Origin of the sequence: Sphingomonas sp. 10B4 (assembly GCF_035019905.1) — a bacterium.
Lineage (GTDB): Bacteria > Pseudomonadota > Alphaproteobacteria > Sphingomonadales > Sphingomonadaceae > Sphingomonas > Sphingomonas glacialis.
The window spans coordinates 14,005-40,900 of record NZ_JASJVC010000003.1 but is presented as its reverse complement, the minus strand read 5'-3'; the positions used below and the strand labels follow the sequence as shown (position 1 = coordinate 40,900).

30 protein-coding genes are annotated in these 26,896 nt (G+C 67.9%); 14 read left to right on the top strand and 16 right to left on the bottom strand.

Features of this window, described 5'->3' with window-relative positions:
- Window positions 1-53: 53 nt before the first annotated feature.
- From QN347_RS01540 to rsmI, 4 genes are all read right to left on the bottom strand, one after another.
- Window positions 54-653 (bottom strand): DedA family protein, encoded by a 600-nt coding sequence (locus QN347_RS01540; protein WP_322162493.1) that lies wholly within the window; start codon window positions 651-653, stop codon window positions 54-56.
- Window positions 654-699: 46 nt separating this feature from the next.
- Window positions 700-1,656: a glutathione synthase gene (gene gshB / locus QN347_RS01535; protein WP_322162495.1), complete on the bottom strand. Its 957-nt coding sequence runs from the start codon at window positions 1,654-1,656 to the stop codon at window positions 700-702.
- Between the two features lie 141 nt (window positions 1,657-1,797).
- Window positions 1,798-2,103, bottom strand: coding sequence for a YraN family protein (locus tag QN347_RS01530; protein ID WP_322162496.1), 306 nt, complete (start codon window positions 2,101-2,103; stop codon window positions 1,798-1,800).
- 151 nt (window positions 2,104-2,254) lie between these two features.
- Window positions 2,255-3,088, bottom strand: a complete 834-nt coding sequence (gene rsmI, locus QN347_RS01525; RefSeq protein WP_322162498.1) for a 16S rRNA (cytidine(1402)-2'-O)-methyltransferase — start codon at window positions 3,086-3,088, stop codon at window positions 2,255-2,257.
- An 11-nt stretch (window positions 3,089-3,099) separates the two neighbouring features.
- Here rsmI and QN347_RS01520 point away from each other — a divergent pair, with 11 nt between their 5' ends.
- A complete protein-coding gene (locus QN347_RS01520; RefSeq protein WP_322162500.1) occupies window positions 3,100-4,299 on the top strand; it encodes a penicillin-binding protein activator in 1,200 nt (399 codons plus the stop codon).
- Window positions 4,300-4,303: 4 nt separating this feature from the next.
- Here the strand turns inward: QN347_RS01520 and hemW are convergent, their stop codons facing one another.
- Window positions 4,304-5,494, bottom strand: coding sequence for a radical SAM family heme chaperone HemW (hemW, locus tag QN347_RS01515; protein WP_322162502.1), 1,191 nt, complete (start codon window positions 5,492-5,494; stop codon window positions 4,304-4,306).
- Window positions 5,495-5,533: 39 nt separating this feature from the next.
- Here hemW and QN347_RS01510 point away from each other — a divergent pair, with 39 nt between their 5' ends.
- Complete coding sequence (locus QN347_RS01510; RefSeq protein ID WP_322162503.1) at window positions 5,534-6,103, top strand: CAP domain-containing protein; 570 nt, start codon at window positions 5,534-5,536, stop codon at window positions 6,101-6,103.
- A 132-nt stretch (window positions 6,104-6,235) separates the two neighbouring features.
- Here QN347_RS01510 and rdgB read toward each other — a convergent pair whose 3' ends face one another.
- Together rdgB and rph are read right to left on the bottom strand one after the other, a co-directional pair.
- Window positions 6,236-6,868 (bottom strand): RdgB/HAM1 family non-canonical purine NTP pyrophosphatase, encoded by a 633-nt coding sequence (gene rdgB, locus QN347_RS01505; RefSeq protein ID WP_322162504.1) that lies wholly within the window; start codon window positions 6,866-6,868, stop codon window positions 6,236-6,238.
- A complete protein-coding gene (gene rph, locus QN347_RS01500; RefSeq protein ID WP_133186384.1) occupies window positions 6,865-7,581 on the bottom strand; it encodes a ribonuclease PH in 717 nt (238 codons plus the stop codon). Before rph ends, rdgB begins: the two co-directional genes overlap by 4 nt.
- Window positions 7,582-7,692: 111 nt before the next feature.
- Between rph and QN347_RS01495 the strand changes: the two genes are divergently transcribed.
- The 7 genes from QN347_RS01495 to QN347_RS01465 all read left to right on the top strand — a co-directional run bounded on the left by QN347_RS01495 (window position 7,693) and on the right by QN347_RS01465 (window position 15,468).
- Window positions 7,693-8,454, top strand: a complete 762-nt coding sequence (locus tag QN347_RS01495) for a TonB family protein (protein WP_322162507.1) — start codon at window positions 7,693-7,695, stop codon at window positions 8,452-8,454.
- A 351-nt stretch (window positions 8,455-8,805) separates the two neighbouring features.
- Window positions 8,806-9,861: a heat-inducible transcriptional repressor HrcA gene (hrcA, locus tag QN347_RS01490; RefSeq protein ID WP_322162508.1), complete on the top strand. Its 1,056-nt coding sequence runs from the start codon at window positions 8,806-8,808 to the stop codon at window positions 9,859-9,861.
- Between the two features lie 16 nt (window positions 9,862-9,877).
- Window positions 9,878-10,426 (top strand): nucleotide exchange factor GrpE, encoded by a 549-nt coding sequence (gene grpE / locus QN347_RS01485; RefSeq protein ID WP_133186388.1) that lies wholly within the window; start codon window positions 9,878-9,880, stop codon window positions 10,424-10,426.
- 26 nt (window positions 10,427-10,452) lie between these two features.
- Window positions 10,453-11,010, top strand: coding sequence for a hypothetical protein (locus QN347_RS01480; RefSeq protein WP_322162510.1), 558 nt, complete (start codon window positions 10,453-10,455; stop codon window positions 11,008-11,010).
- Window positions 10,970-11,146, top strand: coding sequence for a hypothetical protein (locus QN347_RS01475; RefSeq protein WP_165954427.1), 177 nt, complete (start codon window positions 10,970-10,972; stop codon window positions 11,144-11,146). Before QN347_RS01480 ends, QN347_RS01475 begins: the two co-directional genes overlap by 41 nt.
- Window positions 11,146-12,372, top strand: coding sequence for a threonine synthase (locus QN347_RS01470; protein WP_322164179.1), 1,227 nt, complete (start codon window positions 11,146-11,148; stop codon window positions 12,370-12,372). The genes QN347_RS01475 and QN347_RS01470 overlap by 1 nt, the downstream gene beginning before the upstream one ends.
- 123 nt (window positions 12,373-12,495) lie before the next feature.
- Window positions 12,496-15,468 carry a PAS domain-containing protein gene (locus QN347_RS01465; protein WP_323493951.1) on the top strand — a complete coding sequence of 991 codons (2,973 nt, stop codon included), beginning with the start codon at window positions 12,496-12,498 and terminating at the stop codon, window positions 15,466-15,468.
- Between the two features lie 7 nt (window positions 15,469-15,475).
- On the opposite strand, the gene QN347_RS01460 is transcribed toward QN347_RS01465, so the two are convergent.
- Together QN347_RS01460 and dapE are read right to left on the bottom strand one after the other, a co-directional pair.
- Window positions 15,476-16,615 carry an SET domain-containing protein gene (locus QN347_RS01460; RefSeq protein WP_322162513.1) on the bottom strand — a complete coding sequence of 380 codons (1,140 nt, stop codon included), beginning with the start codon at window positions 16,613-16,615 and terminating at the stop codon, window positions 15,476-15,478.
- A gap of 110 nt (window positions 16,616-16,725) precedes the next feature.
- The gene (gene dapE / locus QN347_RS01455) at window positions 16,726-17,862 is read right to left on the bottom strand and encodes a succinyl-diaminopimelate desuccinylase (RefSeq protein ID WP_322162515.1); all 1,137 of its coding nucleotides are present in this window, start codon (window positions 17,860-17,862) and stop codon (window positions 16,726-16,728) included.
- Window positions 17,863-17,872: 10 nt separating this feature from the next.
- Here dapE and QN347_RS01450 point away from each other — a divergent pair, with 10 nt between their 5' ends.
- Window positions 17,873-18,337 carry a cupin domain-containing protein gene (locus tag QN347_RS01450; protein WP_322162517.1) on the top strand — a complete coding sequence of 155 codons (465 nt, stop codon included), beginning with the start codon at window positions 17,873-17,875 and terminating at the stop codon, window positions 18,335-18,337.
- Window positions 18,338-18,341: 4 nt separating this feature from the next.
- Here the strand turns inward: QN347_RS01450 and QN347_RS01445 are convergent, their stop codons facing one another.
- Complete coding sequence (locus QN347_RS01445; protein ID WP_322162519.1) at window positions 18,342-19,007, bottom strand: glutathione S-transferase family protein; 666 nt, start codon at window positions 19,005-19,007, stop codon at window positions 18,342-18,344.
- A gap of 72 nt (window positions 19,008-19,079) precedes the next feature.
- Here QN347_RS01445 and QN347_RS01440 point away from each other — a divergent pair, with 72 nt between their 5' ends.
- Together QN347_RS01440 and QN347_RS01435 are read left to right on the top strand one after the other, a co-directional pair.
- Window positions 19,080-20,423 carry a chloride channel protein gene (locus QN347_RS01440; RefSeq protein WP_322162521.1) on the top strand — a complete coding sequence of 448 codons (1,344 nt, stop codon included), beginning with the start codon at window positions 19,080-19,082 and terminating at the stop codon, window positions 20,421-20,423.
- Window positions 20,420-20,887 (top strand): OsmC family protein, encoded by a 468-nt coding sequence (locus tag QN347_RS01435; RefSeq protein ID WP_322162523.1) that lies wholly within the window; start codon window positions 20,420-20,422, stop codon window positions 20,885-20,887. The genes QN347_RS01440 and QN347_RS01435 overlap by 4 nt, the downstream gene beginning before the upstream one ends.
- A 34-nt stretch (window positions 20,888-20,921) precedes the next feature.
- Here the strand turns inward: QN347_RS01435 and yihA are convergent, their stop codons facing one another.
- The 6 genes from yihA to QN347_RS01405 form a co-directional block, all read right to left on the bottom strand.
- Window positions 20,922-21,557 carry a ribosome biogenesis GTP-binding protein YihA/YsxC gene (gene yihA, locus QN347_RS01430; protein ID WP_133186406.1) on the bottom strand — a complete coding sequence of 212 codons (636 nt, stop codon included), beginning with the start codon at window positions 21,555-21,557 and terminating at the stop codon, window positions 20,922-20,924.
- Window positions 21,554-23,308 carry a membrane protein insertase YidC gene (gene yidC, locus QN347_RS01425; RefSeq protein WP_322162524.1) on the bottom strand — a complete coding sequence of 585 codons (1,755 nt, stop codon included), beginning with the start codon at window positions 23,306-23,308 and terminating at the stop codon, window positions 21,554-21,556. The genes yihA and yidC overlap by 4 nt, the downstream gene beginning before the upstream one ends.
- A gap of 34 nt (window positions 23,309-23,342) precedes the next feature.
- On the bottom strand, window positions 23,343-23,555 hold the full coding sequence (yidD, locus tag QN347_RS01420) for a membrane protein insertion efficiency factor YidD (protein WP_322162526.1): 213 nt from the start codon (window positions 23,553-23,555) through the stop codon (window positions 23,343-23,345).
- A gap of 151 nt (window positions 23,556-23,706) precedes the next feature.
- Window positions 23,707-24,024 carry a ribonuclease P protein component gene (rnpA, locus tag QN347_RS01415; protein ID WP_322162527.1) on the bottom strand — a complete coding sequence of 106 codons (318 nt, stop codon included), beginning with the start codon at window positions 24,022-24,024 and terminating at the stop codon, window positions 23,707-23,709.
- 32 nt (window positions 24,025-24,056) lie between these two features.
- Complete coding sequence (gene rpmH / locus QN347_RS01410; protein WP_010162954.1) at window positions 24,057-24,191, bottom strand: 50S ribosomal protein L34; 135 nt, start codon at window positions 24,189-24,191, stop codon at window positions 24,057-24,059.
- Window positions 24,192-24,292: 101 nt separating this feature from the next.
- A complete protein-coding gene (locus QN347_RS01405) occupies window positions 24,293-24,622 on the bottom strand; it encodes a hypothetical protein (RefSeq protein WP_322162530.1) in 330 nt (109 codons plus the stop codon).
- Between the two features lie 140 nt (window positions 24,623-24,762).
- Here QN347_RS01405 and QN347_RS01400 point away from each other — a divergent pair, with 140 nt between their 5' ends.
- Window positions 24,763-26,268 carry a YifB family Mg chelatase-like AAA ATPase gene (locus QN347_RS01400; protein ID WP_322164180.1) on the top strand — a complete coding sequence of 502 codons (1,506 nt, stop codon included), beginning with the start codon at window positions 24,763-24,765 and terminating at the stop codon, window positions 26,266-26,268.
- 68 nt (window positions 26,269-26,336) lie between these two features.
- Complete coding sequence (locus QN347_RS01395) at window positions 26,337-26,870, top strand: DUF805 domain-containing protein (RefSeq protein WP_322162532.1); 534 nt, start codon at window positions 26,337-26,339, stop codon at window positions 26,868-26,870.
- Window positions 26,871-26,896 lie beyond the last annotated feature (26 nt).

Below are 26,896 nucleotides of genomic sequence, written 5' to 3'. Positions count from 1 at the left end.
TGGACCCCGGGACAAGCCCGGGGTGACGGTGGGGGAGGGCGCGCGGCCAAGCCTTAGGCGCGTGGCCTCCAGCGCAGCAGCCGCCACAGATAGCCAACCACGATCGCCACCGTCAGCGCGATCGCCGCCGGACCGATAAACCGATCGAGCTCGCGGAAATTGGCGCCGAGATAATAGCCGGCAACCGCCAGCCCGGTGTTCCAGATCGCCGAGCCCGCCGCAGTCCACAGCAGGAAGCGCAAATGCGACATCCGCGCCATCCCGGCGGGCAGCGACACCATCGTGCGAAAGGCGGGCATGAAGCGGAACACGAACACCACCCACTGCCCGCGCGACCGGAAGAAGGCCTCGAGCGCGACGACATGCTGCCAGTCGAGCGTCAGCCAGCGGCCATAACGATCGACGAACGGCCGCAGCCGGCGATAGCCGAGCCGGTAGCCGATCGCGTACCAGAAGTAATTGCCGACGACGGTCCCGACCGTGCCCGCGACGATCAGCGGCACGAGCGTCATCTGCCCGCGCGCCACCGCGATCCCGCCGAGCCCCATGATCACTTCGGACGGGATCGGCGGGAAGACGTTCTCGAGCACCATCAGCACGAAGATGCCGAAATAGCCGCCCCACGCCGTGAGGTTGACGATGAAGTCGGTCACGTCTTCTTCTCCCCTCCCGCGTGCGGGAGGGGGGAAGAAGGGCGAATCACCCACGCGCTGCAACATTCCGCTCGATCGCATCCCAGATCAGCCCCGCCACATCGGTCCCGTCGAACCGCTCGATCGCGACGATCCCGGTCGGCGAGGTGACGTTGATCTCAGTCAACCACTCGCCGCCGATCACGTCGATCCCGACGAACAGCAGCCCGCGCTTCTTGAGCTCCGGCCCGAGCACCGCACAGATCTCGCGCTCCTTGTCCGTCAACTCGGTCTTCACCGCCGACCCGCCGACCGCGAGGTTCGAGCGGATCTCGCCTTCGCCGGGCAGCCGGTTGATCGCGCCAGCAACCTCTCCGTCGATCAGCACGATCCGCTTGTCGCCCTTGGCGACCGCCGGAAGGAACGCCTGCACCATGTGCGGCTCGCGCCACATCGTGTTGAACACCTCGATTAGCGCCGACAGGTTCGCGCCGTCCGATCCGACCTTGAAGATCGCCTTGCCGCCATTGCCGTGCAGCGGCTTGATCACGATCTCGCCGTGCTGCGCGAGGAAGGCACGCGCCTCGTCGAGGCTGCGCGTGACGAGCGTCGGCGGCATGAACTGCGGGTAATCGAGCACGAACACCTTTTCGGGCGCATTGCGGACCGAGGCGGGGTCGTTGACCACCAGCGTCTTGTGCGCGATCCGCTCGAGCAAATGCGTCGCGGTGATGTAGCCGAGGTCGAACGGCGGATCCTGCCGCATCAGCACGACGTCGGCCTCGTCGCCGAGATCGAGGCTGACGGGCTCGCCGAAACTGTAATGATCGCCGACGACGCGCTGCACGGTGACGGGATCGGCCTTGGTCCAGACACGGCCGTTCGCATAATTCAGGTCTTCGGCATTGTAGTGGAACAGTTTGTGCCCGCGCTGCTGCGCGGCGAGCATCAGCGCGAAGGTCGAATCACCCGCGATGTTGATATGCGCGATCGGATCCATCTGGACGGCGACAGTGAGGGACATGTTCGACTCCTGCCGCTTGCCGTCACCCCAGCGGAGGCTGGGGTCTCTGTGGCGCGGGCGCTGCGCGTCAACCGCGAGATGCCAGCCTGCGCTGGCATGACGGTTGGGGCAAAGCGCATCTAAGGTGCCGAGCCTGCGATGTCACCCGATCCACGCATTCTCGATGTGGCGCGGCTGCGTGCCCGGCGCGAGCAGGATGACATCGACACGGATGTCGTCGCCCGGCGCGGCATAGGTCGGCATCAGATATTCGGCGGCGGCGGCGACGCGGGCGAGGCGGCGCTCGTCGATCGCGAAGTCGAGCTCGGCGGCGGTGGCGCGCATTTTCACTTCGACAAAGGCGACCAGCTTGTCCTTGCGCGCGATCAGATCGACTTCGCCAGCGGGGGTGCGCACGCGCCGCGCGAGAATCTGCCAGCCCTTGAGGCGCAGCCACCAGCCGGCCAAGCGCTCCCCGCGACGACCGGAGGCTTCGGCCGCTTGCCGCTTCGCATTCCCCTCCCGCTTGCGGGAGGGGCTAGGGGAGGGGATGTCGCGCGGCACGCCTGAACATGCCCTCCCCCAACCCCTCCCGCAAGCGGGAGGGGAGTAGGAGCCGCTACGCCTTCAACTCCAGCGCCCGCGCGTAGAGCGTCTTGCGATCCAACCCCAGCGCCTTGGCCACTTCGCTCGCCGCCTGCCCGGTCGACAACCGAGTCAGCGCCTCGGCGAGCGCGCTGTCGGCATCCGCCGCGCTCGCTGCTTCGGGCGCGCCGGGACCTGCCACCACGACGACGATCTCGCCCTTGGGCGGCGCATCGGCATAGCGCGCGGCGAGCTGCGACAACGTCCCCGTCACCGCTTCCTCGAAATGCTTGGTGATCTCACGCGTCACCGCCGCTTCGCGATCCCCCAGCCCCTCGGCGAGTGCCGCAAGCATCACGCCGAGCCGCGGGCCCGATTCATACAGCACCAGCGTCGCGCGTACCGCCGCCACTTCGGCGATTGCGGCGGCGCGCGCTTGCGCCTTCGACGGCAGGAAGCCGAGGAACAGGAAGCGGTCGGTCGGCAACCCGGCGAGCGTCAGCGCCGCCACCGCCGCGCACGGCCCCGGAATCGTCCACACGGTATGCCCCGCCGCGCGCGCATCGCGCACCAGCTTGTAGCCCGGATCAGAGATCAGCGGCGTCCCCGCATCGGACACCAAGGCTACGGCCTCGGTCCCCATCCGGGCGATCAGGCCGGGGCGGACGTCCTCGGCATTGTGGTCGTGATACGGCGTCATCGGCCGCTTGACGCCGATATGGTTCAACAGCTTGCCCGTCACCCGGCTGTCCTCGACCGCGATGATCGCGGCGTGGCTGAGGATATGCGCCGCACGCGGCGTGAGATCGCCGAGATTGCCGATCGGGGTGGCAACGATGTAGAGGCCGGGGGAAAGATCAGGGTTCATCGGGAGTGGTCATGGCAGAGCGGGATATGGGCGCGCAACGTCCCATCGGGTTTAAGCGGCTTTTGCGCGGGGCAGCGTTGGTCGGCGCGGTGCTGCTTGCGGGCTGCCAGACGGTCGTGCCCGGGCCCGGCCCATCGCGGCGCCCCCCGGCCGAGCGCCCGTCGCAGAGCCAGCAGCCTGCGGTCGAGCCGGGCATCCCGACCGATACGCAGCGCCACCGCGTCGCCTTGCTCGTGCCGCTCTCGGGCGCGAATGCCGGCGTCGGGCAAAGCCTTGCCAACGCCACGCAGATGGCCCTGCTCGATTCGCGCAACGAGCGCGTCCGCATCACCAGCTACGACACCGCCGCAGGTGCCGCGCAGGCCGCGCAGCGCGCGCTTGCCGATGGCAACCAGCTGATTCTCGGCCCCTTGCTCGCCGACGACGTCCGCGCGGTGACGCCGATCGCGCGGCGCGCCGGCGTTCCCGTGGTGAGCTTCTCGAACGATGCCACCGCGGCGGGCAACGGCGCGTATCTGATGGGCTATGTCCCCGCGCAGTCGATCATTCGCGTCGTCAAATATGCGCACGACCAGGGCGTGGCGAGCTTCGGCGGCCTCGTCCCCAACGGCGTGTACGGCGAACGCGCCTCGACCGCGTTCCTGCGTGCGGTCGAATCGGCCGGCGGCCGCGTCGGCGCGCTGCAGACCTATGATCGCGCGCCGGGTTCGATGACCGCGGCGATCACGCGGATGGCCAAGAGCGCCCCGTATCAGGCGATCCTGATCGCCGATGGCGGCTCTGCGGCGGCGGCGGGTGTCCCCGTGCTGCGGCGCAAAGGCATGGGCGGCGCGCGCATCCTCGGCACCGAATTGTGGAATTCGGAAAGTTCGATCGCGAGCAAGCCAGCGCTCGAGGGCGCGTGGTTCGCGAGCGTCTCGGACGGGCTGTACCGACAATATGCCGCAAAATACCGCGCCCGCTTCGGCGCGGCGCCGTTCCGGCTGTCGAGCCTCGGCTATGATTCGGTGCTGCTGACGATCCGCATCATGCGCGACTGGCCGATGGGGAGCGCGTTCCCCGAGGACCGGCTCAAGGATCGTGGCGGTTTTTCAGGGATCGACGGCGCATTCCGCTTCGGCCGCGACAATGTCGCCGAGCGCGCGCTCGAAGTGCAGGAGATCCATAGCGGAACGACGGTGACGGTGTCGCCCGCGCCGAGCGGGTTCTAACCTTCTAAAGCCCCTCCCCTGAAGGGGAGGGGCTCACGACGATCAGCGGCAGGATCGCATCGAGCAGGAGCATCCCCGCCTCGGTGACGCGCAGATGGTCGCCAGAGCGTGCAACCAAGCCCTGCGTTTCAAGCCGCGCCGCCGCCGTCCAGTCGATCAGCGCATCGACCGTCGTCTCGCCCAGCCCCGCGATCCGCGCGAGATCGACACCTTCGCGCAACCGCAACCCCATCAGCAACGCTTCGGTCGAGCGCTCGCCCGGCACCAGCGGCTGTTCGATCTGCGCGCCGTGGCCGTTGCGCGCGACCGCGCCGATCCAGTTCTCGGGCTTCTTGTGCCGCGCCGTCGCGAGGCCACCGCGCCGCCCGTGCGCGCCCGGACCGACGCCAGCATAATCGCGATAGCGCCAGTAAACGAGGTTGTGGCGGCTCTCCGCGCCCAGCCGCGCATGGTTCGAAATCTCATACGCCGGCAGCCCCGCCGCCGCGGTCGCCGTGCGCGTCGCCTCGAACAGGTCGGCCGCGGAATCGCCATCGGGAATGACGATCCGCCCCGCCGCCGCCTCGGTCGCAAAGCGCGTGCCGGGTTCGATCGTCAGCTGGTAGAGCGAGAGATGCTCGGTCCCGAACGACAGCGCACGATTGAGCTCGGCATCCCAGGCGGTAAGCGTCTGGCCCGGCCGCGCATAGATCAGGTCGAAGCTGACGCGCGCAAACGCCGCCTGCGCGGTCGCCAGCGCGGCGAGCCCTTCGTCGACGCCGTGCGCCCGGCCGAGGAACACCAAGGCTTCGTCATCGAGCGCCTGCAGACCGAGCGACACGCGGTTGACCCCGGCGCGCGCGATGTCGGCAAAGCGCGCTGCCTCGACCGAGGAGGGATTGGCCTCGAGCGTGATCTCGATATCGGGCTCGGGCGGCCAATACGTCGTTGCCGCATCGATGATCGCGGCGACCGTCGCGGGCGGCATCAGCGAGGGCGTGCCACCGCCGAAGAAGATCGACCCGAGCCGCCGTCCGGGCAGCGCCGCCGCTTCATAGGCGAGGTCGGCGAGCAAAGCGTCGCGCCATGCCGCCTGGTCGACGCTCTCGCGGACATGGCTGTTGAAATCGCAATAGGGGCATTTCGACACGCAGAACGGCCAATGGACATAAAGCGCGAGCGGCGGCGTTAGCAGGGGCGTATCGGGGGCATTCATCAACCGGAGCCTATGGGCGTATCGGGGAGATTACGAAAGATGCGCGTTCATTGGCTGGCGCTGGCCCTGGTGGCGGGACTGACGGGATGCGCCGCGTCCGACCCGGACGAACCGCCGCGCGTCACCGAGCCACGACTGAGCGAGGCGTCCGCTGCGCGCGGCGAATCGCTTCTGCAGCGCGCGATGCTCGACGGGCACAATCGCGCGCGCGCCGCGGTCGGCGCGCCGCCGCTGGCGTGGAACGCCGAACTGGCCGACGATGCCGCGCGCTATGCCGCGGTGCTCGCCGAGACGCGCGACTTCAAACATTCGACCGGCGTGCGCGGGCGCATCTCCGAGGGCGAGAACCTCTTCATGGGGTCGCGCGGCGCGTATCGCTATGACGAGATGGTGCAGCTGTGGGTCGACGAGCGACGCGGCTACCGGGCAGGCGTCGTGCCCGACATCAGCACGACGGGGCGCTGGCAGGATGTCGCGCATTACACGCAGATCGTCTGGCGCCGGACCAGCGCGGTCGGCTGCGCGCTCGCGAGCAGCGCGCGCGACGACTATCTGGTGTGCCGCTATTCGCCGCCGGGGAATGTCGTGGGGCGGCGCGTGGCGGATTGAGCCCCGCTTTCACCCACCTGTCACCCCGGCCTTGTGCCGGGGCCCACCAAGCCGCTGCGATGCCGCACGAAAGCAGCGCTGCACGCGCCGCCCGGTGGGCCCCGGCACAAGGCCGGGGTGACGGATTGGGGCTTACACCACCGCCGCAATAAGCTGCGCGAAGGCATCGGCGCGGTGGCTGATCGCGTGCTTCTGCGCCGGGTCCATCTCGGCATAGGTCTGGTCGCCACCCGCAGGCACGAACACCGGATCATAACCGAACCCGACATCGCCGCGCGGCGGCCAGGTCAGCGTGCCCTCGGCACGGCCTTCGAACCATTGCACATGCCCATCGGGCCAGGCGAGCGCGAGCACGCAGACGAAGTGCGCCGCGCGGCTCGCGTCTGGCCCCTTGGTCGCAAGCGCCTGCTCGACCTTGGTCATCGCCAGCGTCCAGTCGCGCCCGTTCGGCGTCTCCGCCCAATTCGCGGTGTAGACGCCGGGGTCGCCGTTCAGCGCCTCGACGCACAGCCCGCTATCATCGGCGAGCGCGGGGAGGCCCGACAGGTCCGCCGCCTGCAATGCCTTCAGTTCGGCATTGGCGACGAAGGTCGTGCCGGTCTCCTCGGGCTCGGGCAAATCAAGGTCGGCCGCCGAGATCGCCTCGATGCCGTGCTCGGCGAGCAAGGCGCCGATCTCGCGCACCTTGCCGGCATTATGGCTGGCGATGACGAGCTTGCCCGGGCTGAGCTTGCGAATGGCCTGCGGCGCGACCTCTTGCGTCATTTTGCGACCGCCTTGGCTTGTGCTGCAAAGATGTCGGTGCAGCCGATCCGGGCGAGGCGGAGCAAGCGCAGCAGCGCTTCCTCGTCATACGTCGCGCCCTCGGCGGTCGCCTGGACTTCGGCGATGTTGCCGTTTTCGAGCAGCACGAAGTTGGCGTCGGCGTCGGCGTTCGAATCCTCGTCATAGTCGAGGTCGAGCACCGGCGTGCCCTTGAAGATCCCGCAGCTGATCGCCGCGACCTTCTGCGTCAGCGGGTCGGCGGTGAGCTTGCCGCTCGCCATCAGCCCGTCGATCGCGAGCCGCAGCGCGACCCACGCGCCCGAGATCGACGCGGTGCGCGTCCCGCCATCGGCCTGGATCACGTCGCAATCGAGCACGATCTGGCGCTCGCCGAGCAGCTTGAGGTCGGTCACCGCGCGCAGCGAACGGCCGATCAGCCGCTGGATTTCCTGCGTCCGGCCCGACTGCTTGCCCTTGGCGGCCTCGCGGCTGCCACGCGTGTGCGTGGCGCGCGGGAGCATGCCGTATTCGGCGGTGACCCAGCCTTCGCCCTTGCCGCGCAGGAACGGCGGGACCTTCTCCTCGATCGACGCCGTGACCAGCACCTTGGTGTCGCCGAAACCGATCAGCACCGAGCCTTCGGCATGTTTGGTGAAGCGCGGTTCGATCGTGATCGTGCGCATCTGGTCGGGGGTGCGGCCGCTTGGGCGCATGGGAACTCTCCTGGAAATGATCGAGTCGCCCTAGCTGTGCGTTGGGCGGGTGTCACCCCTTGGCTGGGGGCGGCGGATGCCCACATTCGGGGCCAAGGACGACGCAAAGACATGACCGGCTACGCACCAGCTTCACGACAGGACCGGATCATCGGCGCGGGCGGCGCGGCGGTGCTCGTCGGCCTGATCGGCTATGGGCTGGTGATGGGGCTCGGCGTCGATTTCCAGCGCCGCGTCGTCGAGGATCTCAAGGTGATCTCGGTCCTGCCCGATTCGCCCCCGCCCAAGCCCGATCCGGTGCCCGCGCCCAAAAAGGCCGAGAAGCGCAAGGAAGCCGCCGCGTCCCCGCCCAACCTCAAGGCGAAGGCGACCGAATTGGTCGCGCCGCCGCCGCCGATCGTGCTGCGCCAGCCGCCGCCGGTGGTGGTCGCGCCGATCGCGGGCGTCGGCGCCGAGCGCTCGACCGGCTCCGCCGCGATCGCCGGCCCGGGAACTGGCAGCGGCGGGCAGGGCAATGGCACCGGCAGCGGCGATAGCGGCGACGGCGATGGCGGCGGCGGTGGGACCGACGCCGAGCTCATCAGCAACGAACTGCGCTACCGCGACCTGCCGCGCGACGTGTATGAATCACAGGCCGCCGGCATGGTGACGTATCGCGCGACGATCGGGGTGAACGGTCGGCTCAGCGATTGCCGGATCGTCCGCTCGAGCGGCAACCGCGCGCTCGATGCCGCGACCTGCGCGCTCGCGCTCCAGCATGTCCGCTTCCGCCCGGCGCGCGATGCGAGCGGGCGCAAGGTGGCGGATTCGGCGCTGTTCGAGCAGGAATGGACCGTGACGCGCGATCCGGATCGCGAAGATCGCGACCGCTAGCCCGCGCGCCGACCGTCACTGCCCACCGTCGTCATCCCAGCGAAAGCTGGGATCCCCGCGGGCGCGCGGGCGCGCGAAAACGGGGAGACCCCAGCGTGCGCTGGGGTGACGGGCGGGCGCTGTCCTACACGGCGTGCTTATGGTATGCCCGTATCGGCTCTTTGATATAGTCGGCTGTCCAGTAACCGCTCGCGTCCGGCGAAGGGTCGGAGACGAACGCCGATCCTCGCAGAAATGGAAACGATCTCGCCGGTCAATTTCGCTCCGGGGGTCAATCGAGTCAACCAACGCACCGTTGATCGCAACACGCGACCGGTTGAGCCCCGCGCCGCACCGCCCCATATAGACGATATGCGGCTGCCCCCGATCACCGAGCTCAACGACCGCGCCCGCGACGTCTTCCGCGTCGTCGTGCAGAGCTATCTCGACACCGGCGCGCCGATCGGATCGCGGACGATCGCGCATCTCTCCGGGTTGAACCTGTCGCCCGCCTCGATCCGCAACGTGATGCAGGATCTCGAAGAACTCGGCCTGCTTGCAGCCCCGCATACCAGCGCCGGCCGGATGCCGACCGAGATCGGCCTGCGTCTGTTCGTCGACGGAATGATGCAGGCGCTCGAGCCCTCGCTCGAGGAGCGCGCCGCGATCGAGCGCCAGCTCGTCCAGAGCGGTCCGGTCGAGGAGGCGATCGCCGCCACCACTGCGGCGCTGTCGGGCCTGTCGGCGTGTGCCGGGATGGTGATGGTCGCCAAGCGCGAACTCGTGCTGCGCCAGATGAGCTTCGTGCCGCTGTCGGCCGACGCCGCTGGGGGCAGGGCGCTCGCGGTGCTCGTCGGCGAGGACGGCTCGATCGAGAACCGCGTGATCGACTTGCCAGCCGGCCTGCCGGTCTCGGCTTTGATCGAGGCGGGCAATTACATGAGCGCGATGCTTGGCGGCCTCACGCTGTTCGAGGCGCGCGCCAAGATCGAGCGCGAGCTGCTCGCCGAACGCGCCGAGCTCGACGGCGCCGCGCGCGCGCTGATCGAACGCGGCCTCGCGATCTGGAGCGAGGATGGCGAGCGCCGCCCGGTGCTGATCGTGCGCGGCCAGGCGCGGCTGATCGACGATTCCGCCGCCGCCGATCTCGAACGCGTGCGCTTCCTGCTCGACGATCTCGAGGGCAAGCAGGACATTGCGCGCCTGCTCGACAATGCCAGCGCGGGCGATGCGACGCGGATTTTCATCGGCGCGGAGACCAAATTGTTCTCGCTGTCGGGCTCGTCGGTGATCGCCAAACCGTTCCGCGGATTGGACGGTCGCGTGGTCGGCGTGGTCGGTGTGATTGGCCCGACGCGGTTGAACTATGCGCGCGTCGTGCCCATGGTGGATTATACCGCCGCGACACTCGCGCGGCTGATGGCTTGAATGGACTAGGGACGACATGACCGAAGACGAAAACACCGTGGCGAACGACGCGGCCGAGCTGCGCGAAGAGACCGCCGCAGCGGCGCCCGAAGTTGCCGAGCATGACGAAACCGCCAAGCTGCGCGCCGAACTCGCCGAGTCGAAGGCCGCCGTGCTCTACGCGCACGCTGAGGCGCAGAACGTCCGCCGCCGCGCCGAGAAGGAAACCGCCGACGCACGCGCCTACGCCTCGACCAACTTCGCGCGCGACCTGCTGTCGGTCGCCGACAATCTCGCGCGCGGGCTCGACGCGATCCCGGCCGAGCTGCGCGCCGACGAGAAGATGAAGGGCCTGGTCGCGGGCCTCGAGGCCACCGGCCGCGAGCTCGAGGCGGTGTTCCAGCGCCACGGCATCAAGAAGATGGTGGCGATCGGCGAGAAGCTCGACCCGAACTTCCACCAGGCGATGTTCGAACTGCCGAGCGACCAGACGCCCGGCACCGTCGTGCAGGAGATGCAGGCGGGGTACATGATCAAGGACCGCTTGCTGCGGCCGGCTTTGGTGGGCGTGGCGAAGGCGGGATGAGCCTGATGGGCGGGGGGGATTGTTCGATGAGATCCCTCCGCCCCGATTTTGAAAAAGCCTTGCGGTTCTTCGGGCGCGCCGGTCTTGGGTTTCGGGCGAAAGGATTCCAGGCGCCGGTTTTAGTTGGTGGCGCTGCGGTAGAGTTGTTCTCGAATAATCTGATTGCGACGGGCGACTTCGATATCGCAACCGCACGGCAGGAGGCTTTCGAAACCGAGCTGGTAGCGCTCGGCTTTACGAGACCGCAGGGCCCGGGGGTTGCGACGCGTGGCTGGATACATGCGGATTTCAAATTGGGGTTTGAGGTTGTTTCCGCGACGCTTCTTGACGGATTGGCGGAACGTGATCGGCTCGTCTTGATCGATCTCGGCGAGGACGGCGTCGCGGCAATCCTGTCCAGGGAGGACATGATCGCCGACCGCATGGGCCAGTTCCATTCAGGCGCCGCGCCCGAAATGTTGGGGCAAGCGAAAGTGTTGGCATCGCTTCACAAAGATCTCGACCGTGCCTATTTGGAACGTCGTATCAGAGAAGAAACAGCAGGTGACCTCGGTGTTCAAGACCTCTCAGCCGATCCCGCTTGACGCATTCGTTGCTGAGATCGAGCGACGCCGCGCCGCGGCTGGCTACCCGGATATGCCGCGCAACGCCGGCAACCGCCGCACCGAAAGCAAGCGCGCGCTGCTAAAGGCAATCGAAGTTGCAGGGGGCAAGTGGTGATCAATTCGAACCTTACCGCCGACCGCTCGACCTTCGTCACGCATCTCGAATGCTCGATGACGGGCGAGCGCTACGAGGCCGATCAGCTCCACGGCCTGTCGCGCGTCGGGCGCCCGCTGCTCGTCCGCTACGATCTCGACGCGATCAAAGCCGCGCTTCCCAAGGCAACGCTCGAGGCGCGGCAGACCGATCTGTGGCGTTGGCGCGAGCTGCTGCCCGTGCGGCGGACGGAGAACATCGTCAGCCTCGGCGAGATCGAGACGCCGCTCGTGCCGATCCCCAAGAGCGCGGGCAGCGCGAACGTGCTGGTCAAGGACGAAGGCCGCTTGCCGACGGGCAGCTTCAAGGCGCGCGGGCTCGTGATGGCGGTGGCGATGGCGAAGGAGCTTGGGGTCACCCGGATCGCGATGCCGACCAACGGCAATGCCGGTGCCGCGCTCGCCGCCTATGCGACGCGCTGCGGGATCGAGACAATCGTGCTGGCGCCCGAGGAGACGCCCGAGGTCAATATCCGCGAGATCGCCGCGCAGGGCGCGCGCGTGTACCGCGTCAACGGCCAGATCGACGATTGCGGCGCGATCGTCGGGCGCGGCGCCGCCGAGGGGCGCTGGTTCGATTTCTCGACCCTGAAGGAGCCCTACCGGATCGAGGGCAAGAAAACGATGGGGCTCGAGCTCGCCGCGCAGTTCGGCTGGAAGCTCCCCGATGCGATCTTCTACCCGACCGGCGGCGGCACCGGGTTGATCGGCATGTGGAAGGCGTTCGACGAGCTCGAAAAGCTCGGCTGGATCGGCTCCGAGCGACCGCGCATGTATGCTATCCAGGCAAGCGGCTGCGCGCCGATCGTCCGCGCGTTCGAGGCGGGCGAGGAACATGCCGAGCGCTGGGAAGACGCCGCGACCGTCGCGGCGGGGATCCGCGTCCCCAAGGCGGTCGGCGATTTCCTGATCCTGCGCGCCGTCCGCGAAAGCGGTGGCAAGGCGCTCGGCGTCGGCGATCCCGCGATCCTCAAGGCGGTCGAGGATTGCGCGAAGAAGGACGGGTTGCTGCTCTGTCCCGAGGGCGGCGCGACGCTCGCCGCCTATCGCGCGGCGCTGCGCAGCGGCGAAGTCGATGAGGACGAGCGCGTCGTTCTGTTCAACTGCGCGACGGGCCTCAAATATCCGATGCCCGAGGCCAATGCCGCGGTCGATCGGTTTGGTGAGATCGATCTTGGCGCACTGTGAGGCACGCTAATATTGCTTAATTTTTTCGGCCGTATCGTGCCGTGTTGACAGCCTTGCCATGAGCTCGCACGCTTTGGTCGCCGCCGTCCGGCGCTGCCGTGCCCATGTGCGAGATCTGAGCCTATGGCCGTTGAACATCCCGTACCCGATCTCGTCCCGAGGTCGAATGTGGAATCGATCTCGGCAAAGCTGCGCTTTCTCGACGGTGCGGGGCCGATCGCGACGCTGTTGCGCACCCACGACTGGAGCGGGCATCCGCTCGGCCCCCCCGAGAATTGGCCTGCCACGCTCAAGCTGAGTGTCAGCCTGTGCCTGCGCGCGCGCTTCCCGAGCGCGGTCTATTGGGGGGCGGACTTCTGGCTGATCTTCAATGCTGCGTGGACCGGCATGGCCGGGCCCGACGCGTCGAAGCTCGCGCTACCGGTGGCGGAGACGCGGCCTGAATTGTGGTCGATGATCGAGCCACACTTCCGGCGGGCGTTCGAGACCGGCGAAGGCGCGACCTTCTCGTCGCAGCCTGTGACCATGCTGCGCGACGGGGTGCCGACGCTCACCTATTGGACCTATAACATTTCGCCGATCCAGGACGAGAACGGCACGGTCGTCGGCCTGTTCAACCAGGGCCTCGAGGTGACCGACTATGTCGAGACCGACAACGCCTTGCGCGCGGCGAAGCGCGAGCGCGATTTCATCCTGACCCTCGTCGAGGAACAGCGCATCCAGCCAAGCCCGGATGACGTCATGCAGCGCACGGCCGAGGCGTTGGGCGCGTTCCTCGAGGTCGACCGAGTCGGATTTTTCGAGGTCACGCCCGAAGACCTGCTGATCTACGGAGCGTGTTGGGTCAGCGGACGCTTGCCGCCGCTGACGGGCACGACGCCTTCGGCGGTGTTCGGCAAGATCATCGGCAAGACCGTGCAACGCGGCAACACGCTGGTATTCAACGCTCCCGACGATCCGGCCGCGCCACCGCCGGCCGTCCTCGGCGCGATCGGGACCAAGGCCGGGCTGAGCGTTCCGCTCGTGCGTGGCGGCGCATTGCAAGGTGCGCTCTATGTCAGCCATGCCGAGCCGCGCGCGTGGACGCGTGGCGAGATCGCCTTGGTCGAGGAGGTTGCCGAGCTGAGCTGGGACGCGGTCGCGCGGGTCCGCGCGGTGACCGAGTTACGCGCGCTCAACGCCGACCTTGCGCGCAAGGTCGCGGCGCGAACTGCGGAGCGCGATCAATTGTGGGAGTTCAGCACCGATCTGCTTGGCATTGCCGAGCAGGACGGATGCTGGATAGCGGTTAATCCGGCGTGGGAGCGCTCGCTCGGCTGGTCGAACGAGGAGATCGTCGGGCGCGACAGCCAGTGGCTGCGACATCCCGACGACGAAGGCGGCAGCTCGGCCGAGATCGCGCAGATCGCGGCGGCCGGGACGACGCATCGGCTCGAACGGCGGCTGCGCACGCGCGACGGCGGCTATCGTATCTTTGCCTGGCAGACGACGCTGGTCGGCGACCGGCTCTACACCAACGCGCGCGATATTACCGAGGAGCGGCGCCAGCAGGCCGCGTTGCGGGCCGCCGATGCCCGGACGCGGATCGTGCTCAACGCGATGGAGGGCATCGGGGTCTGGACCTATGACGTCGCGCGCGACCGGTTCGATGGCGAAATCGGCTTTGCCGAGCTGTACGGGTTTACCCCCGAGCAATTGGAAACGGGGGTCTCGCTCGCCGATGTCGCGGCGCGGGTCCATCCCGATGACCAAGCGATTCTGACGGCCGCCGTCGAGCTTGCGCGCAAGACCGGACAGGACGGCGCGCACGAATATCGCCTGCGGCTGCCCGATGGCAGCGTGCGCTGGGTGATGGCGCGCAACCATGTCCAGCACGACGCGGCTGGCGGACGGGAGACAGTCGTCGGCGTCGGCGTCGATGTCAGCCGCCAGCGCGAGCTCGAGGAGCGATTGCGCCAAGCACAGAAGATGGAAGCGGTTGGCCAGCTCACCGGGGGGCTCGCGCATGACTTCAACAATCTGCTGACGGGCATTTCGGGCGCGCTAGAGCTGATGCAGCTGCGGGTGACGCAGGGACGCACCGAAGACCTGCCGCGCTACATCAATGCGGCGCAGGCCGGCGCGGTGCGCGCGGCGGCGTTGACGCACCGGTTGCTCGCTTTCTCGCGCCGCCAGCCGCTCGATCCGCGCCCGGTCGATGTCCCGCAGCTGATCGCCGGGATGGAGGATCTCGTCCGTGGCACGCTCGGCCCGTCGATCACGCTCGAGATCGCCGCGCAGCCCAACAGCTGGCCAGTGCTGGCCGACGCCAACCAGCTCGAGAATGCGCTGCTCAACCTGTGTATCAATGCGCGCGATGCGAGCCCGGCTGGCGGGACGGTGCGGATCACGGCGCATAACGAGACTTTCGATCCGTCCGCGGCCGCAGTGCGAGACCTCCCGCCCGGCGCATATCTCGTAGTGTGCGTCGCCGATTCGGGGACGGGGATGCGTGCCGACGTCATCGCCCGCGCGTTCGATCCGTTCTTCACGACCAAGCCGATCGGGCAGGGGACAGGGCTCGGCCTGTCGATGATCTACGGCTTCGTCCGGCAATCGGGTGGGCAGATCCAGATCCACTCGACGCTCGGCGAAGGGACGACGATCTGCCTGTATCTGCCACGGCATGACGGCGCGGTCGGTGACCGCGCGCCTGCCCAGACGGGGCCCACGCTCGGCGCCGCGCGGCGCGGCGAGACCGTGCTCGTCGTCGATGACGAGCCGAGCGTGCGGATGCTGGTGAGCGAAGTGCTCGGCGAGCTCGGCTATGTCGCGCTCGAGGCCGAGACCGGCGCGGCGGCGCTCGAGCTGCTGCGTTCGGCCGAGCGGATCGATTTGCTGGTGACCGATGTCGGGCTGCCCGGCGGCCTCAACGGCCGGCAAGTCGCCGATGCGGCGCGGGTCGCGCGGCCGACGCTGCCGGTGCTGTTCATCACGGGCTTTGCCGAGAATGCGGTCGTCGGCGACGGCGCGCTCGAGCCGGGGATGGCGCTGCTCGCCAAGCCGTTCGCGATGGAGGCGCTGGTCGAGCGGATCCGCACGATGCTGGGGGCGTAGGGCTGCGCTACGCCGCCCGGTCGCGCGTCACCGCGTCGCGGCGGCGCAGATACGGCGCGACGAGATTGCGCGACCTGAACCACTCCTGGCGCTCCTGCGACAGCGTCGAGAAATTGCCGATCACGCGACGGCACTCGGCGCTGCGGCACTGGCAGATCATGTGCCAGTTCGATTCGGCGAGAGTCGTCGAATAGTCCCACGCGATCTCCTCGCCCGCTGCGATGTCGCGCACCGCGACCAGCGTGACGCTGCCGCCGGCGAAGCGCAGGCCGGCATTGGGGTCGCAGCTATGGTTGATGAGATCGTCGATCTTGCCCGATGGCCCCATGAAATGCTGCGGCGTCACCTGGACGAAGCGATCGCTCGATCCGCGCATCAGGCTGGGCACCCGGTCGGCGCGGAAGCGGCGGCCGGTGAAGCGGATGATCGCATCGCCCTCGGCAAAGCCTTGCGCGGCATAGACCGCCTTGCCGAGATGCGTCTCACCGACCGCGAACAGGTTGGCGGCGGGGCCGTACGCGTCGAGCACGTAGAAGCGGCCCTGCCGGAAGCCGAGCGAGCGCAGCGGGTTGATCGTCGCCAGGCCGACCATGAACCACACGCTCGCGTGGCACAGCAATTCGACGAGGATATAGGCATATTCGCCGACATGCTGGTCGCCGCTGCGGGTCGCGACGAGCAGCGTCGCAAGGTCGCCGATCGACCACAGGCCCCAGGCAGGCGAGCGTTCGCGCGTGCGGTCCTGCAGCACGCTTTGCCAAGTCGGCCAGAAGCTCACCGGCACCGCGACCACCACGAGCATATGCGCCCAGAAGGCATTGTGCGAAACGATCCACAGCGTCAGCGCGGCAAGGCAAGTGCCGGTGCAGAACAGCTCGCCGCGCGACGGCGCGCTCCACACCGAGCGGCGCCAGATCCCGATCGTCACCGCGGCGCATGCGAGAGCCGACAGCGCGAACACCCAGCCGGGGAGCGCGTTCGGGTTGACCGCGGCGTAGGTGGCGGCCTCGACGGTGGTGGCGGCGCTCCAGATCAGCCAGGAGGCGCGGTTGGGCTGGACGAGGTGCCGACGCAGCCCGACCAAGTACAGGCCATAGCCGGCCACGCTGCACGCGATCGCAATCAGGAACCAGGGATCGATCGGCATGCCCGCGCACCGTTAAGGTTAATTCTATGCGTATCGCATCTGCCGACTCGCGTCCACGAAAACGTAGGAATATCCACGAGTCGCGCCGAATCTCGCTGATTTGGACTCGGTTAAAGCTGTGCGACCCGCGCGATGATCTCGGCATAGATCGCGGTGAGCGCGGTCATGTCGGCGAGCGCCACGGCTTCGTCGAGCTTGTGCATCGTTGCGTTGACCAGCCCGAATTCGACCGTCGGGCACAGCGCCGAGAGGAAGCGCGCATCGGACGTCCCGCCCGTGGTCGACAGCGCGGGCGCAAAACCGGTCTGCGCTTCGATCGCGGCGCCGATCAGCGCGGAGAACGCGCCCGGCGCGGTGAGGAAGGCTTCGCCCGATATGCGCGCGGTGACGATCGCGGCGGGATCATGCCGATGGACGAGCGCTTCGATCCGCTCGACCAGAGCGCCCCCGCGCTGCTCGTCGTTGAAGCGGATGCTGAGCCGCGCACTCGCCTTGGCCGGGATGATGTTGGTGGCCGGGTTGCCGACGGTGATGTCGGTGACCTCGATGTTCGACGGCTGGAACCAGGCATTGCCCGTGTCGAGCACGATCGCGTCGATCTCGGCAAGTATCGCGACGAGCCGCGGGATCGGATTGTCGGCGAGGTGGGGGTAGGCGACATGGCCCTGCTTGCCCGGCACCGCGATCCACAGATTGACCGAGCCGCGGCGGCCGATCTTGACCATGTCGCCGAGCTTTGCCGACGAGGTCGGTTCGCCGACGAGGCAGAAATCGGGGCGGACGCCCGTCTCTGCCATCCGCTCGATCAAGCTGCGCGTGCCATAGGTGGCGGGGCCTTCCTCGTCGCCGGTCAGGATCAAGCTGAGCGGGGCGGTGGGCTCGGCGGGGATTGCGGCGATGAAGGCGGCGATCGCGCCCTTCATGTCGACCGCGCCGCGGCCGTAGAGCAAGTCGCCGCGGATCTCAGGCGCGAACGCGCCGCTCGTCCAGCCCTCGCCGGGGGGCACGACGTCGAGATGCCCGGCAAAGGCGAGATGCGCGCCAGTGCCGCCGCGCGTCGCAAGCAGATTCTCGACCGGGCCGTCGGGCGCTTCTCCGAGGGTGAAGCGATCGACCGTGAAGCCGAGCGGCAGCAGCGCGGCTTCGACCACGTCGAACACGGTGCCCCGCGCCGGGGTCACGCTCTCGCAAGCGAGCAGCGCCTTGGCGAGGGTGACGCAATCGGGCAGGTTCGGGGTGCTATCCATGGAGGCGACATTGCCCAAGCTCGACCTCGATACAATCCCGCAAACCAACGCGACGGGCTATCCGCCGCCGTTCGATGCGCCGGTGCAGGGGCGCTGGTACCGCCGGCTCGCGCCGCTTGCTGGGCTGACGCATTTCGGGGCGAGCCATGTCACGCTCGAACCCGGAGGCTGGTCGTCGCAGCGGCACTGGCATGCCGATGAGGACGAACTGGTCGTGATGCTGTCGGGCGAGGCGGTGCTGGTCGAGGACGCCGGCGAGACGCTGTTGCGTACGGGCGACGTCGCGACGTTCGCGGCCGGGGTCGCGGACGGGCACCATCTGCAGAACCGCAGCGACGTGCCGTGCGTCTACGTCGCGATCGGCGCGGGGCCGCGGCTGCAGGGTGGGGAGTATCCCGATATCGACATGCGCTTCCTGCCCGGCCGTTACGAACGGAAGGATGGTACGCCGTACGACACCGAGCGCCTGCCGTAATCGGTCAGGCGGTGGCGGGCTGCTCGAATTGCTCGATCACCCATTCCTCTTCCTGCGCGCTCGCGATCCAGTCCTGCATAAACGGGTGGTGGAGCACCGCGTCCATATAGGGCGCGGCGAAGCGCGCGATCGGCAGGCTGTAGGTGACGATCCGCGTCACCACCGGCGCGTACATGATGTCGGCCGCGCCGAACGCGCCGAACAGGAAATCGCCCTCGCCGCCGAAGCGGGCGCGGGCCTGTGCCCACAGTTCCATGATCCGCTCGAGATCGGCGAGCACGTCGGCGTCGGGCTGGGCGGGCGGGAAGATCTGGCGGACGTTCATGCTGTGCTTGCGGCGCAGCGCGGTGAAGCTCGAATGCATCTCCGCCGCCATCGACCGCGCCATCGCGCGCGCGGCGTCATCGGCCGGCCAGAACAGGTCGCGCGAGGTCTTCTCGGCGAGGTATTCGACGATCGCGAGGCTGTCCCACACCACGGCGTCGCCATCCCACAGGATCGGCACCTTGCCCGAGGAGGGGGCGAATTCGTCGCCTTCGCGGCGCTTGTCCCACTCGGCGTCGTAGAGCGGCACGACGGCTTCTTCGAACAGCAGGCCCGATTGCTTGCACGCGAGCCAGCCGCGCAGCGACCAGGAGGAATAGGCCTTGTTGCCGATGATCAGTTTCATGGCCCCTGCCTAAGCGAGCGCGTAACGCCGCGCAACCGCATCCGCGGTTGGTGTCCAGCGCCGCAATCGCGCATGAGCACGGGCATGAATCGCAATGCGCCTTATGCCGTCCGCCTCGTCTCGATCGTGTGGCGCCGACGCGGTGCGCGCCAGGCCGGGATGCAAATCGGTCGGTTGCGGCGGCGGCTGGCGACCGGGGTCGGCGCGGTACTGCTCGGGCTGGTCGCGTTGCTCTTTGCCGGGGCGAGCGACCGCGCGCAGGCGGTTTTCGGCGTGTTGGTCGCGCGCTTCCCGTATGCGCCGCTCGCTTTGACCCCGGCGGTGTTCGCGCTGGTCGTGTGGGTGACGCGCCGTACCGCGCCCTACGCCCGCGGATCGGGCATTCCGCAGGTGATCGCTGCTAGCCGCGCGCCCGATACGCCGCCGAGCAACGCGCTCGTCTCGCTGTGGACGGCGTGCGTCAAGCTCGTGCTGACGATCGTGATGCTGCTCGGCGGCGCGTCGGTCGGGCGCGAGGGGCCGACGGTGCAGATCAGCGCGGCGATCATGGTCAAGGTCCACCGCTATCTGCGCGTGCCGATCACCTCGGGCGTGCTGATCGCGGGCGGCGCAGCGGGCGTCGCGGCGGCGTTCAACACGCCGCTCGCCGGGGTTGCCTTCGCGATCGAGGAGCTTGCGGCCGCTTACGAGCAGCGTGTCGCGGTGCTGGTGATGGGGGCGGTGATGATCGCGGGCCTGGTAAGCCTCGGGATCGCGGGCGACTATGTCTATTTCGGCGTGATGCACGAGACGCTGGGAGTGTCGGCGGTCTTGCTCGTCACCCCGGTTGCAGGCGTGCTCGGCGGTGCCGCGGGCGGGCTGTTCTCGCGGCTGGTGCTGGGCTTTGCGGGCGCGCGCTGGCGGCCGATCGCGGCGGCGCGGGCGCATCCGATCCTGTTCGCTGGCGGATGCGGGTTGGTTGTCGCGCTGCTCGGGATTGTCACCGGCGGCGCGACGTGGGGCACTGGCTATGGCGCGACGCGCGCCTTGGTCGAAGGGCATGGCCAGTCGGACTGGTTCGGGCCAGCCAAGTTCCTCGCAGCGCTCGCCACGACGCTCAGCGGCGCGCCGGGCGGCATCTTCGCGCCATCGCTTGCGGTGGGGGCCGGGTTCGGCAATCTGCTGACCGGGCTGTTCGCTGGCCAGCCGGCGGGTGCGGTCGTGCTGCTCGGCATGACCGCCTATTTCGTCGGCGTGGTGCGCGCGCCGCTGACCGCGGTGATCATCGTGATGGAGGCGACGGCGGCGCGCGGGCTGATCCTGCCGCTGTTCGCGACCGCGCTGATCGCCGATGCGGCGAGCACATTGGTGTGCCGTGAGCGGCTGTATCACGGGCTCGCCAAACCGTTCGTGGCGCTGGTGGAGGGTAAAGCATGACACAACACGATTTCACCGCGCGAATCGCTTGGACGGGCAACTGCGGGGCGGGGACTTCTACCTATCGCGGCTACGACCGGACGTGGGACATCGCGACCCCCGGTGGGGCGGTGGTGGCGTGCTCGAACGATCCGCTGCTCGGCGGCGATCCGGCGTTGCCCAACCCCGAGGACCTGTTGCTGGCGAGCTTAGCGGGGTGCCACATGCTGTGGTACCTGCATCTGGCGAGCGTCGCTGGCGTCGTGGTGACCGGCTATGCCGACGATCCGCTCGGCATGGGCGAGAGCGCGCCCGACGGCACCGGGTGCTTCGTCAAGGCAGTGCTGCGGCCTCGGATCGAGGTCGCAGCGGGGAGTGACTTGACGGTGGCGGATGCGATCCACGCGCAGATCCACGCGCACTGCTTCATCGCGCGGTCGGTAAACTTTCCGGTCGAGGTAGCGGCAACCTACGTCGAGGTTTGAACCGCGTCGGTCGATGGACCGACGCGCGCAAGTCTCAGCGTACCGCCTCGATTACCGCTGCGCGCAGTTCGGGGATGCCGAGCCCGGTCTCGCTCGACGTCACCAGGATCTCGGGATGCGCTGCCGGGCGCTTGCGCGCTTCGACCGCGGTCGCTTCGGTGACCTCGACCAATTCCGATGCCTTGATCTTGTCGGCCTTGGTGATGACCATGCGGTAGCTCACCGCCGCCTTGTCGAGCATCTCGAGGATGTCGCGATCGACCTCCTTGATGCCGTGGCGCGCGTCGATCAGCACCAGCGCGCGCTTGAGCACGTCGCGCCCGCGCAGGAAATCGTTGACCATGAAGCGCCACTTCTTGACCAGGTCCTTCGGCGCCTTGGCATAGCCATAGCCGGGCATGTCGACGAGGCGGAACGCCAGCGGATTGCCGACGTCGAAGAAGTTCAGCTCCTGCGTGCGGCCCGGCGTGTTCGACGTGCGCGCGAGCGAGTTGCGGTTGGTCAGCGCGTTGAGCAGCGACGATTTGCCGACGTTCGAGCGGCCGGCGAAGGCGACTTCGTTGACCGTCGGCTCGGGGATAAACTCGAGCGTCGGCGCGGATTTGAGGAACGCGATCGGCCCGGCGAAGAGCTTGCGCGCGATCTCGATATCTTCTGGTTCGAAGCTCACTTTTTCACCGCCGGCTCTTTGAGGCCCGGGTGCCGCGCGTACAGCAGGCGCTGCTGCGCGACGGTCCACAGGTTCGAAGTGATCCAATAGACCTGCAGGCCGACCGCGAACGGCGCCATCACGAACATCAGCACCCACGGCATGATCGCGAACACCTGCTTCTGCGCGTCGTCCATCGGCGCCGGGTTCAACTTGAACTGGAAGAACATCGAGATGCCGAGCAGCACCGGCACGATGCCGATCGCGAGGAAGGGCGGCAGATGATACGGCAGATAGCCGAACAGGTTGAGGATCGTCGCGGGATCGGGCGCCGACAGATCGTGGATCCAGCCGACGAACGGCTGATGGCGCATTTCGATCGTCAGCAGCAGCACCTTGTACAGCGAATACATGATCGGGATCTGGATCAAGGTCGGCAGGCAACCCGCGAGTGGGTTGACCTTCTCGGCCTTGTACAGCGCCATCACTTCCTGCTGCGCGCGCGCCTTGTCGTCCTTATGCTTCTCCTGGATCGCCTTCATCTTCGGCTGGATCGCCTTCATCGCGGCCATCGAGGCGAACTGGCGCTGCGCGACCGGGAAGATCAGCGTGCGGATCGTGACGGTGAGCAGGATGATCGCGACACCGAAATTGCCGATCATGCGGAACAGCCAGTCGAGATATTTGAAGATCGGCTTTTCGACGACCTCGAACCAGCCCCAGTCGATCGCCTTGCCGAAATGCTGGATGCCGAGGCGATCCTCATAGCGGTCGAGCGTGTTGGTCTCCTTTGCGCCTGCAAAGAACTTCGCGGTCGAGACGAGCGCCTTGCCCGGCGCGATGACGCGCGGCGCCTGTGTGAAATCGCCCTGGAAGGTGTCGCCATTGGCGGCGTGGAAGCCGGCATGGACCTGCGCCTTGGGGTCGGGGATCACGGCGGCGAGGAAATATTTGTCGCCGAAGCCGAGCCAGCCGCCCTTTGCGTCGAAGAAGTTGTCGCCGGCCTTCGCATTGCTGCCCCAGATGCGGCCCATGAAGGTCGCGTCCTTGCCCTTCAGATTGTCGAAGGTGATGTCGTAGGTCGCGCCTTTGTCGAACACGCCGATCGGGCCGATGTGATTGGTCCAGGTATCGGGCTCGGTGCCGACGCCCGAGCGCGAGACGAGCGCATAGGGGCGCAGCGCTACGGCCGCGGGGCCGGCATTGCCGACGCTCTGGCGTACCGTGAACATGTATTTGTCGTCGATCGCGAAGGTCAGCGCGAAGACCTGGCCCTTGCCGTTCGCCCAGCGCAGCGTGACCGGCGTGGTGGGGGTTAGCGCACCACCGCTCGCGGTGAAGACCGTGTCGCCGTTGGGGACGCTGACGCCGTCGCCATTCCAGCCGAAGCCCGCAAAATACGCGTCCTTGGTGCCGCGCGGCGACAGCAAGCGGATCGGCGGTGAATTCTTGTCGATCGTCTGCTTGTATTTGGTCAGCGTCAGATCATCGATCCGCGCGCCCTTGAGGTTGATCGAGCCTTGGAGGTCGGCGGTGCGGATCGGCACGCGCGGGCTCTCTGCCTGGACGATCTTGAGATCGCGCACGGCCGCGGCACCCGTCGCGGCAGGGCCGGTCGGCGTGGCGACGACCTGGCTCTTGCCGTCGACGAGCTTGGTGGCAGGCGGGTTCGCCGCGCGCGGGAAGAAGCGCGCCGACAGGAAATTGCCGCCGAACAGGATGATCGCGGCGAGCACCGCGAACAGGATGAAATTGCGGGTGTCTTGTTTCACGCTGGCGTTATCCGTTCGTCACTCGCGGGAGTCTTCAGGGCACGGGATCGGGTCCGAACCCGCCCCAGGGATGGCATCGCGCGATTCGCTTGGCCGCCAACCACCCACCTTTCACCGCGCCATAGCGACGTAAGGCGGTGATTGCATAGGCGGAACAGCTTGGCTGATAGCGGCAGGTAGGCGGAAGGATCGCCGAAGGGCCGATCTGCCAGCCTCGGACGAGCAGCACGAGCAGGCGGGTCAGCATGGCTGCGCTCCGGCGCGAATCGCCCATCGGTCACCCCGGCCTTGTGCCGGGGTCCACCGGGCGGCTCGCGCATCCCATGCAATCCGGGCGTTGCGCGGGGTGCGAAGTGGGCCCCGGCACAAGGCCGGGGTGACAGTGGGGGGCGTGGGGCTCACCGCGCCACCTTCGCCAGTGCCTTGACCAGCTCGGCGCGCAGCACGGCGTAATCGCGCTCGATCCCGCCATTGCGGCCGATCAGCACATGGTCCGCCCCGCGCACGCCCGAATCGGGGAGCACGTCACGCGCCAAAGCGCGCAACCGGCGTTTCATCCGGTTCCGCACCACGGCATTGCCGATTTTCTTGGTAACGGTGAAGCCGACACGCATGTCGCTCGATCCGTCGTCGCGGGCGCGCACCTGCAGGACAAAGCCCGGCATCGGCGCTCGCTTGCCAGCATTCGCCGCGAGAAAATCGCGGCGAATCTGCAATGTCCGTATGTCGGCTCCGCCGACGGGGTCGCTTAGGCCGACAGCTTCTTGCGGCCGCGGTTGCGGCGCGCGCGAATCACGTTGCGGCCGCCTGGCGTCGCCATGCGCGAGCGGAACCCGTGGCGGCGTGCGCGCACCAGATTGCTCGGCTGAAAGGTCCGCTTCATCGTTCATTCCCTAAAATTCTGCCCGGGGCACGTCTAAATAGAAAACGGCCGCCACGAGGACGGCCTTGGTGGGCTGCGCTTAACGACCGACCTGCGCAAAGTCAACGCGGGCGATCGTTCGACGGCGGGGCGAGAATTTCGGCGAGACGCTGGCGGAAGGTCGGCGGCGGACCCTCGGGCATCACCGCCTTGTCGCGCGCACGGCGGCGCGCCGCGCTTTTGCGGCGCAGCCCCATGTCGGCATAATGGCCGAGCGCTGGCCAGCGACGCTTGGTGTCGACAAAGATCCGCTTGGTGCGGTGCGAATTCTGCAACATCAGCGCGAGGCCTGCAGCGAACACGAAAATGCCGCCCGGTCCGGGAATCGCACCGACCAGCGGCGAGAGAATCACCAGGACGACGCCGGTGGAAAACCATAGCGTACGGAGCATTGGATGGCGCTGTGGCTTCATTGAAGTTCGATGTGGGTCGCGCGGGCCGGTTCGGCAAGGAGCGATCGCGCCACGCCAGCACGCCCGCTATCGTCACGGGCAAAAGACGTTATGCTGTCAGCACTTGCTGGGGGGTGGGGATGGTCGCGAGCGTGTCGACGGTGGCGTATCTCGGGCTTGAGGCGCGTGCCGTCGAGGTCCAGGTGCAGCTCATTCCCGGATTGCCGGGCTTCTATGTCGTCGGACTCGGCGACAAGGCGGTCGGCGAGAGCCGCGAGCGCGTGCGCGGTGCGATCGCAGCGATGGGGCTTGCGCTGCCGCCCAAGCGGATCGTGGTCAATCTCTCGCCCGCCGACTTGCCCAAGGAAGGATCGCATTTCGACTTGCCGATCGCGCTCGGGTTGCTCGCCGCGATGGGCGTGGTCGATGCCGAGACGCTGAGCGACTATCTCGTCGTCGGCGAATTGAGCCTCGACGCACGGATTGCGCCGTCGCCCGGGGTGCTGCTCGCGGCGCTGCATGCCTCGGAACGCGGGCTCGGGCTGATCTGCCCGGCGGCGCAGGGCGCCGAGGCGGCATGGGCAGGGCAGGCGGTGCTCGCCGCGCCCGACATCCTCTCGCTGATCAACCACTTCAAGGGGCACGGCCTGCTCGGCGCACCGCAGCCGGGCACGGTCGAGGCGGCGCTTGCCGGACCCGATCTGCGGCAGGTCAAGGGACAGGAGACCGCCAAGCGCGCGCTCGAGATCGCTGCGGCTGGCGGGCACAATCTGCTGATGGTCGGCCCGCCTGGATCGGGCAAGTCGCTGATGGCATCGTGCCTGCCCGGCATCCTGCCGCCGCTCGATCCGGCCGAAGCGCTCGAAGTGTCGATGGTGGCGAGTGTCGCGGGCACGCTGACCGGCGGCCGCCTGACTCGGTCGCGGCCGTACCGCGCGCCGCATCATTCGGCGTCGATGGCGGCGCTGGTCGGCGGTGGACTGAAAGTCAAACCGGGCGAGGTCAGCCTCGCGCATCTCGGCGTGCTGTTCCTCGACGAACTGCCCGAGTTCCAGCGTGCGGTACTCGATTCGCTGCGCCAGCCGCTCGAGACCGGCACGGTCAGCGTCGCGCGCGCCAATGCGCACGTCAATTTCCCGGCGCGCGTCCAGTTGATCGCGGCGATGAACCCGTGCCGCTGCGGGCATCTCGGCGATGCCGCTTTGGCGTGCTCGCGCGCGCCGCGCTGTGCCGCGGATTACCAGGCGAAGGTGTCGGGCCCGCTGCTCGACCGGATCGATTTGCATGTCGAAGTGCCGGCGGTGAGCGCGGCGGATCTCGTGCTGCCGCCGCCTGCCGAAGGTTCGGCCGAGGTCGCGGCGCGCGTTGCGACGGCGCGCGGCGTCCAGACGCTGCGCTACGCCGATCACCCGGTGCGCACCAATGCCGAGGCCGATGGCGAATTGCTCGATGCGGTCGCGACGCCCGACGAGTCCGGGCGCGCGTTGCTGGCGCAGGCATCGGCGGCGATGCGGCTGTCGGCGCGGGGCTATACGCGCATTTTGCGCGTCGCGCGGACGATCGCCGATCTCGCCGGAGCCGAGCAGGTCGGGCGGCTGCACGTCGCCGAGGCGTTAAGCTATCGCCGGCAAGCGCCGCGTAATTGAAGGACTTGCTCCCGCAATGTTTGGCCGCAACACTATGAGCATGCGCAGCCCGCGCCAGGGGACAGACGATGGAATGGATGATCTTGCCGTTGAAGCGCTACGCGCAATTCAATGGCCGCTCGCGCCGCAAGGAATATTGGATGTGGATCCTGTTCCAGGTGATCGTCGGCATCGTGCTCAGCTTCATCGATGCAGCGCTCGGGCTTGGCGGACAGGCCACCGGCACGACGAGTGCAGTGCCGGGTAGCGTCGCTGCGGCGGGCAATCTGCGCGGCGGGATCCTCAGCAATATCTTCTCGCTCGCGGTGCTGCTGCCCAACATCGCGGTCGCGGTGCGGCGGATGCACGACATCGACCGCAGCGGCTGGTACATCCTGCTGCCGATGGTCCCGGTATTCGTCGCGATCTTCGCTGTGGCGGGCAGCGCGGCGTCGGGAAACATGGGCGTGATGATTCTGGCAGGGGTCGCCGGGCTTGCCGCGCTGGTCTGCAGCATCCTCGTGTTCGTCTGGTATTGCACCGCCGGCACGCCGGGCCCCAACCGCTTCGGCAACGATCCCAAGGCGGACGTTCCCGCCGACCTCGCGCGCACCTTCGAGTAACGCGCACCGTCGCGTGACGCGGGAAC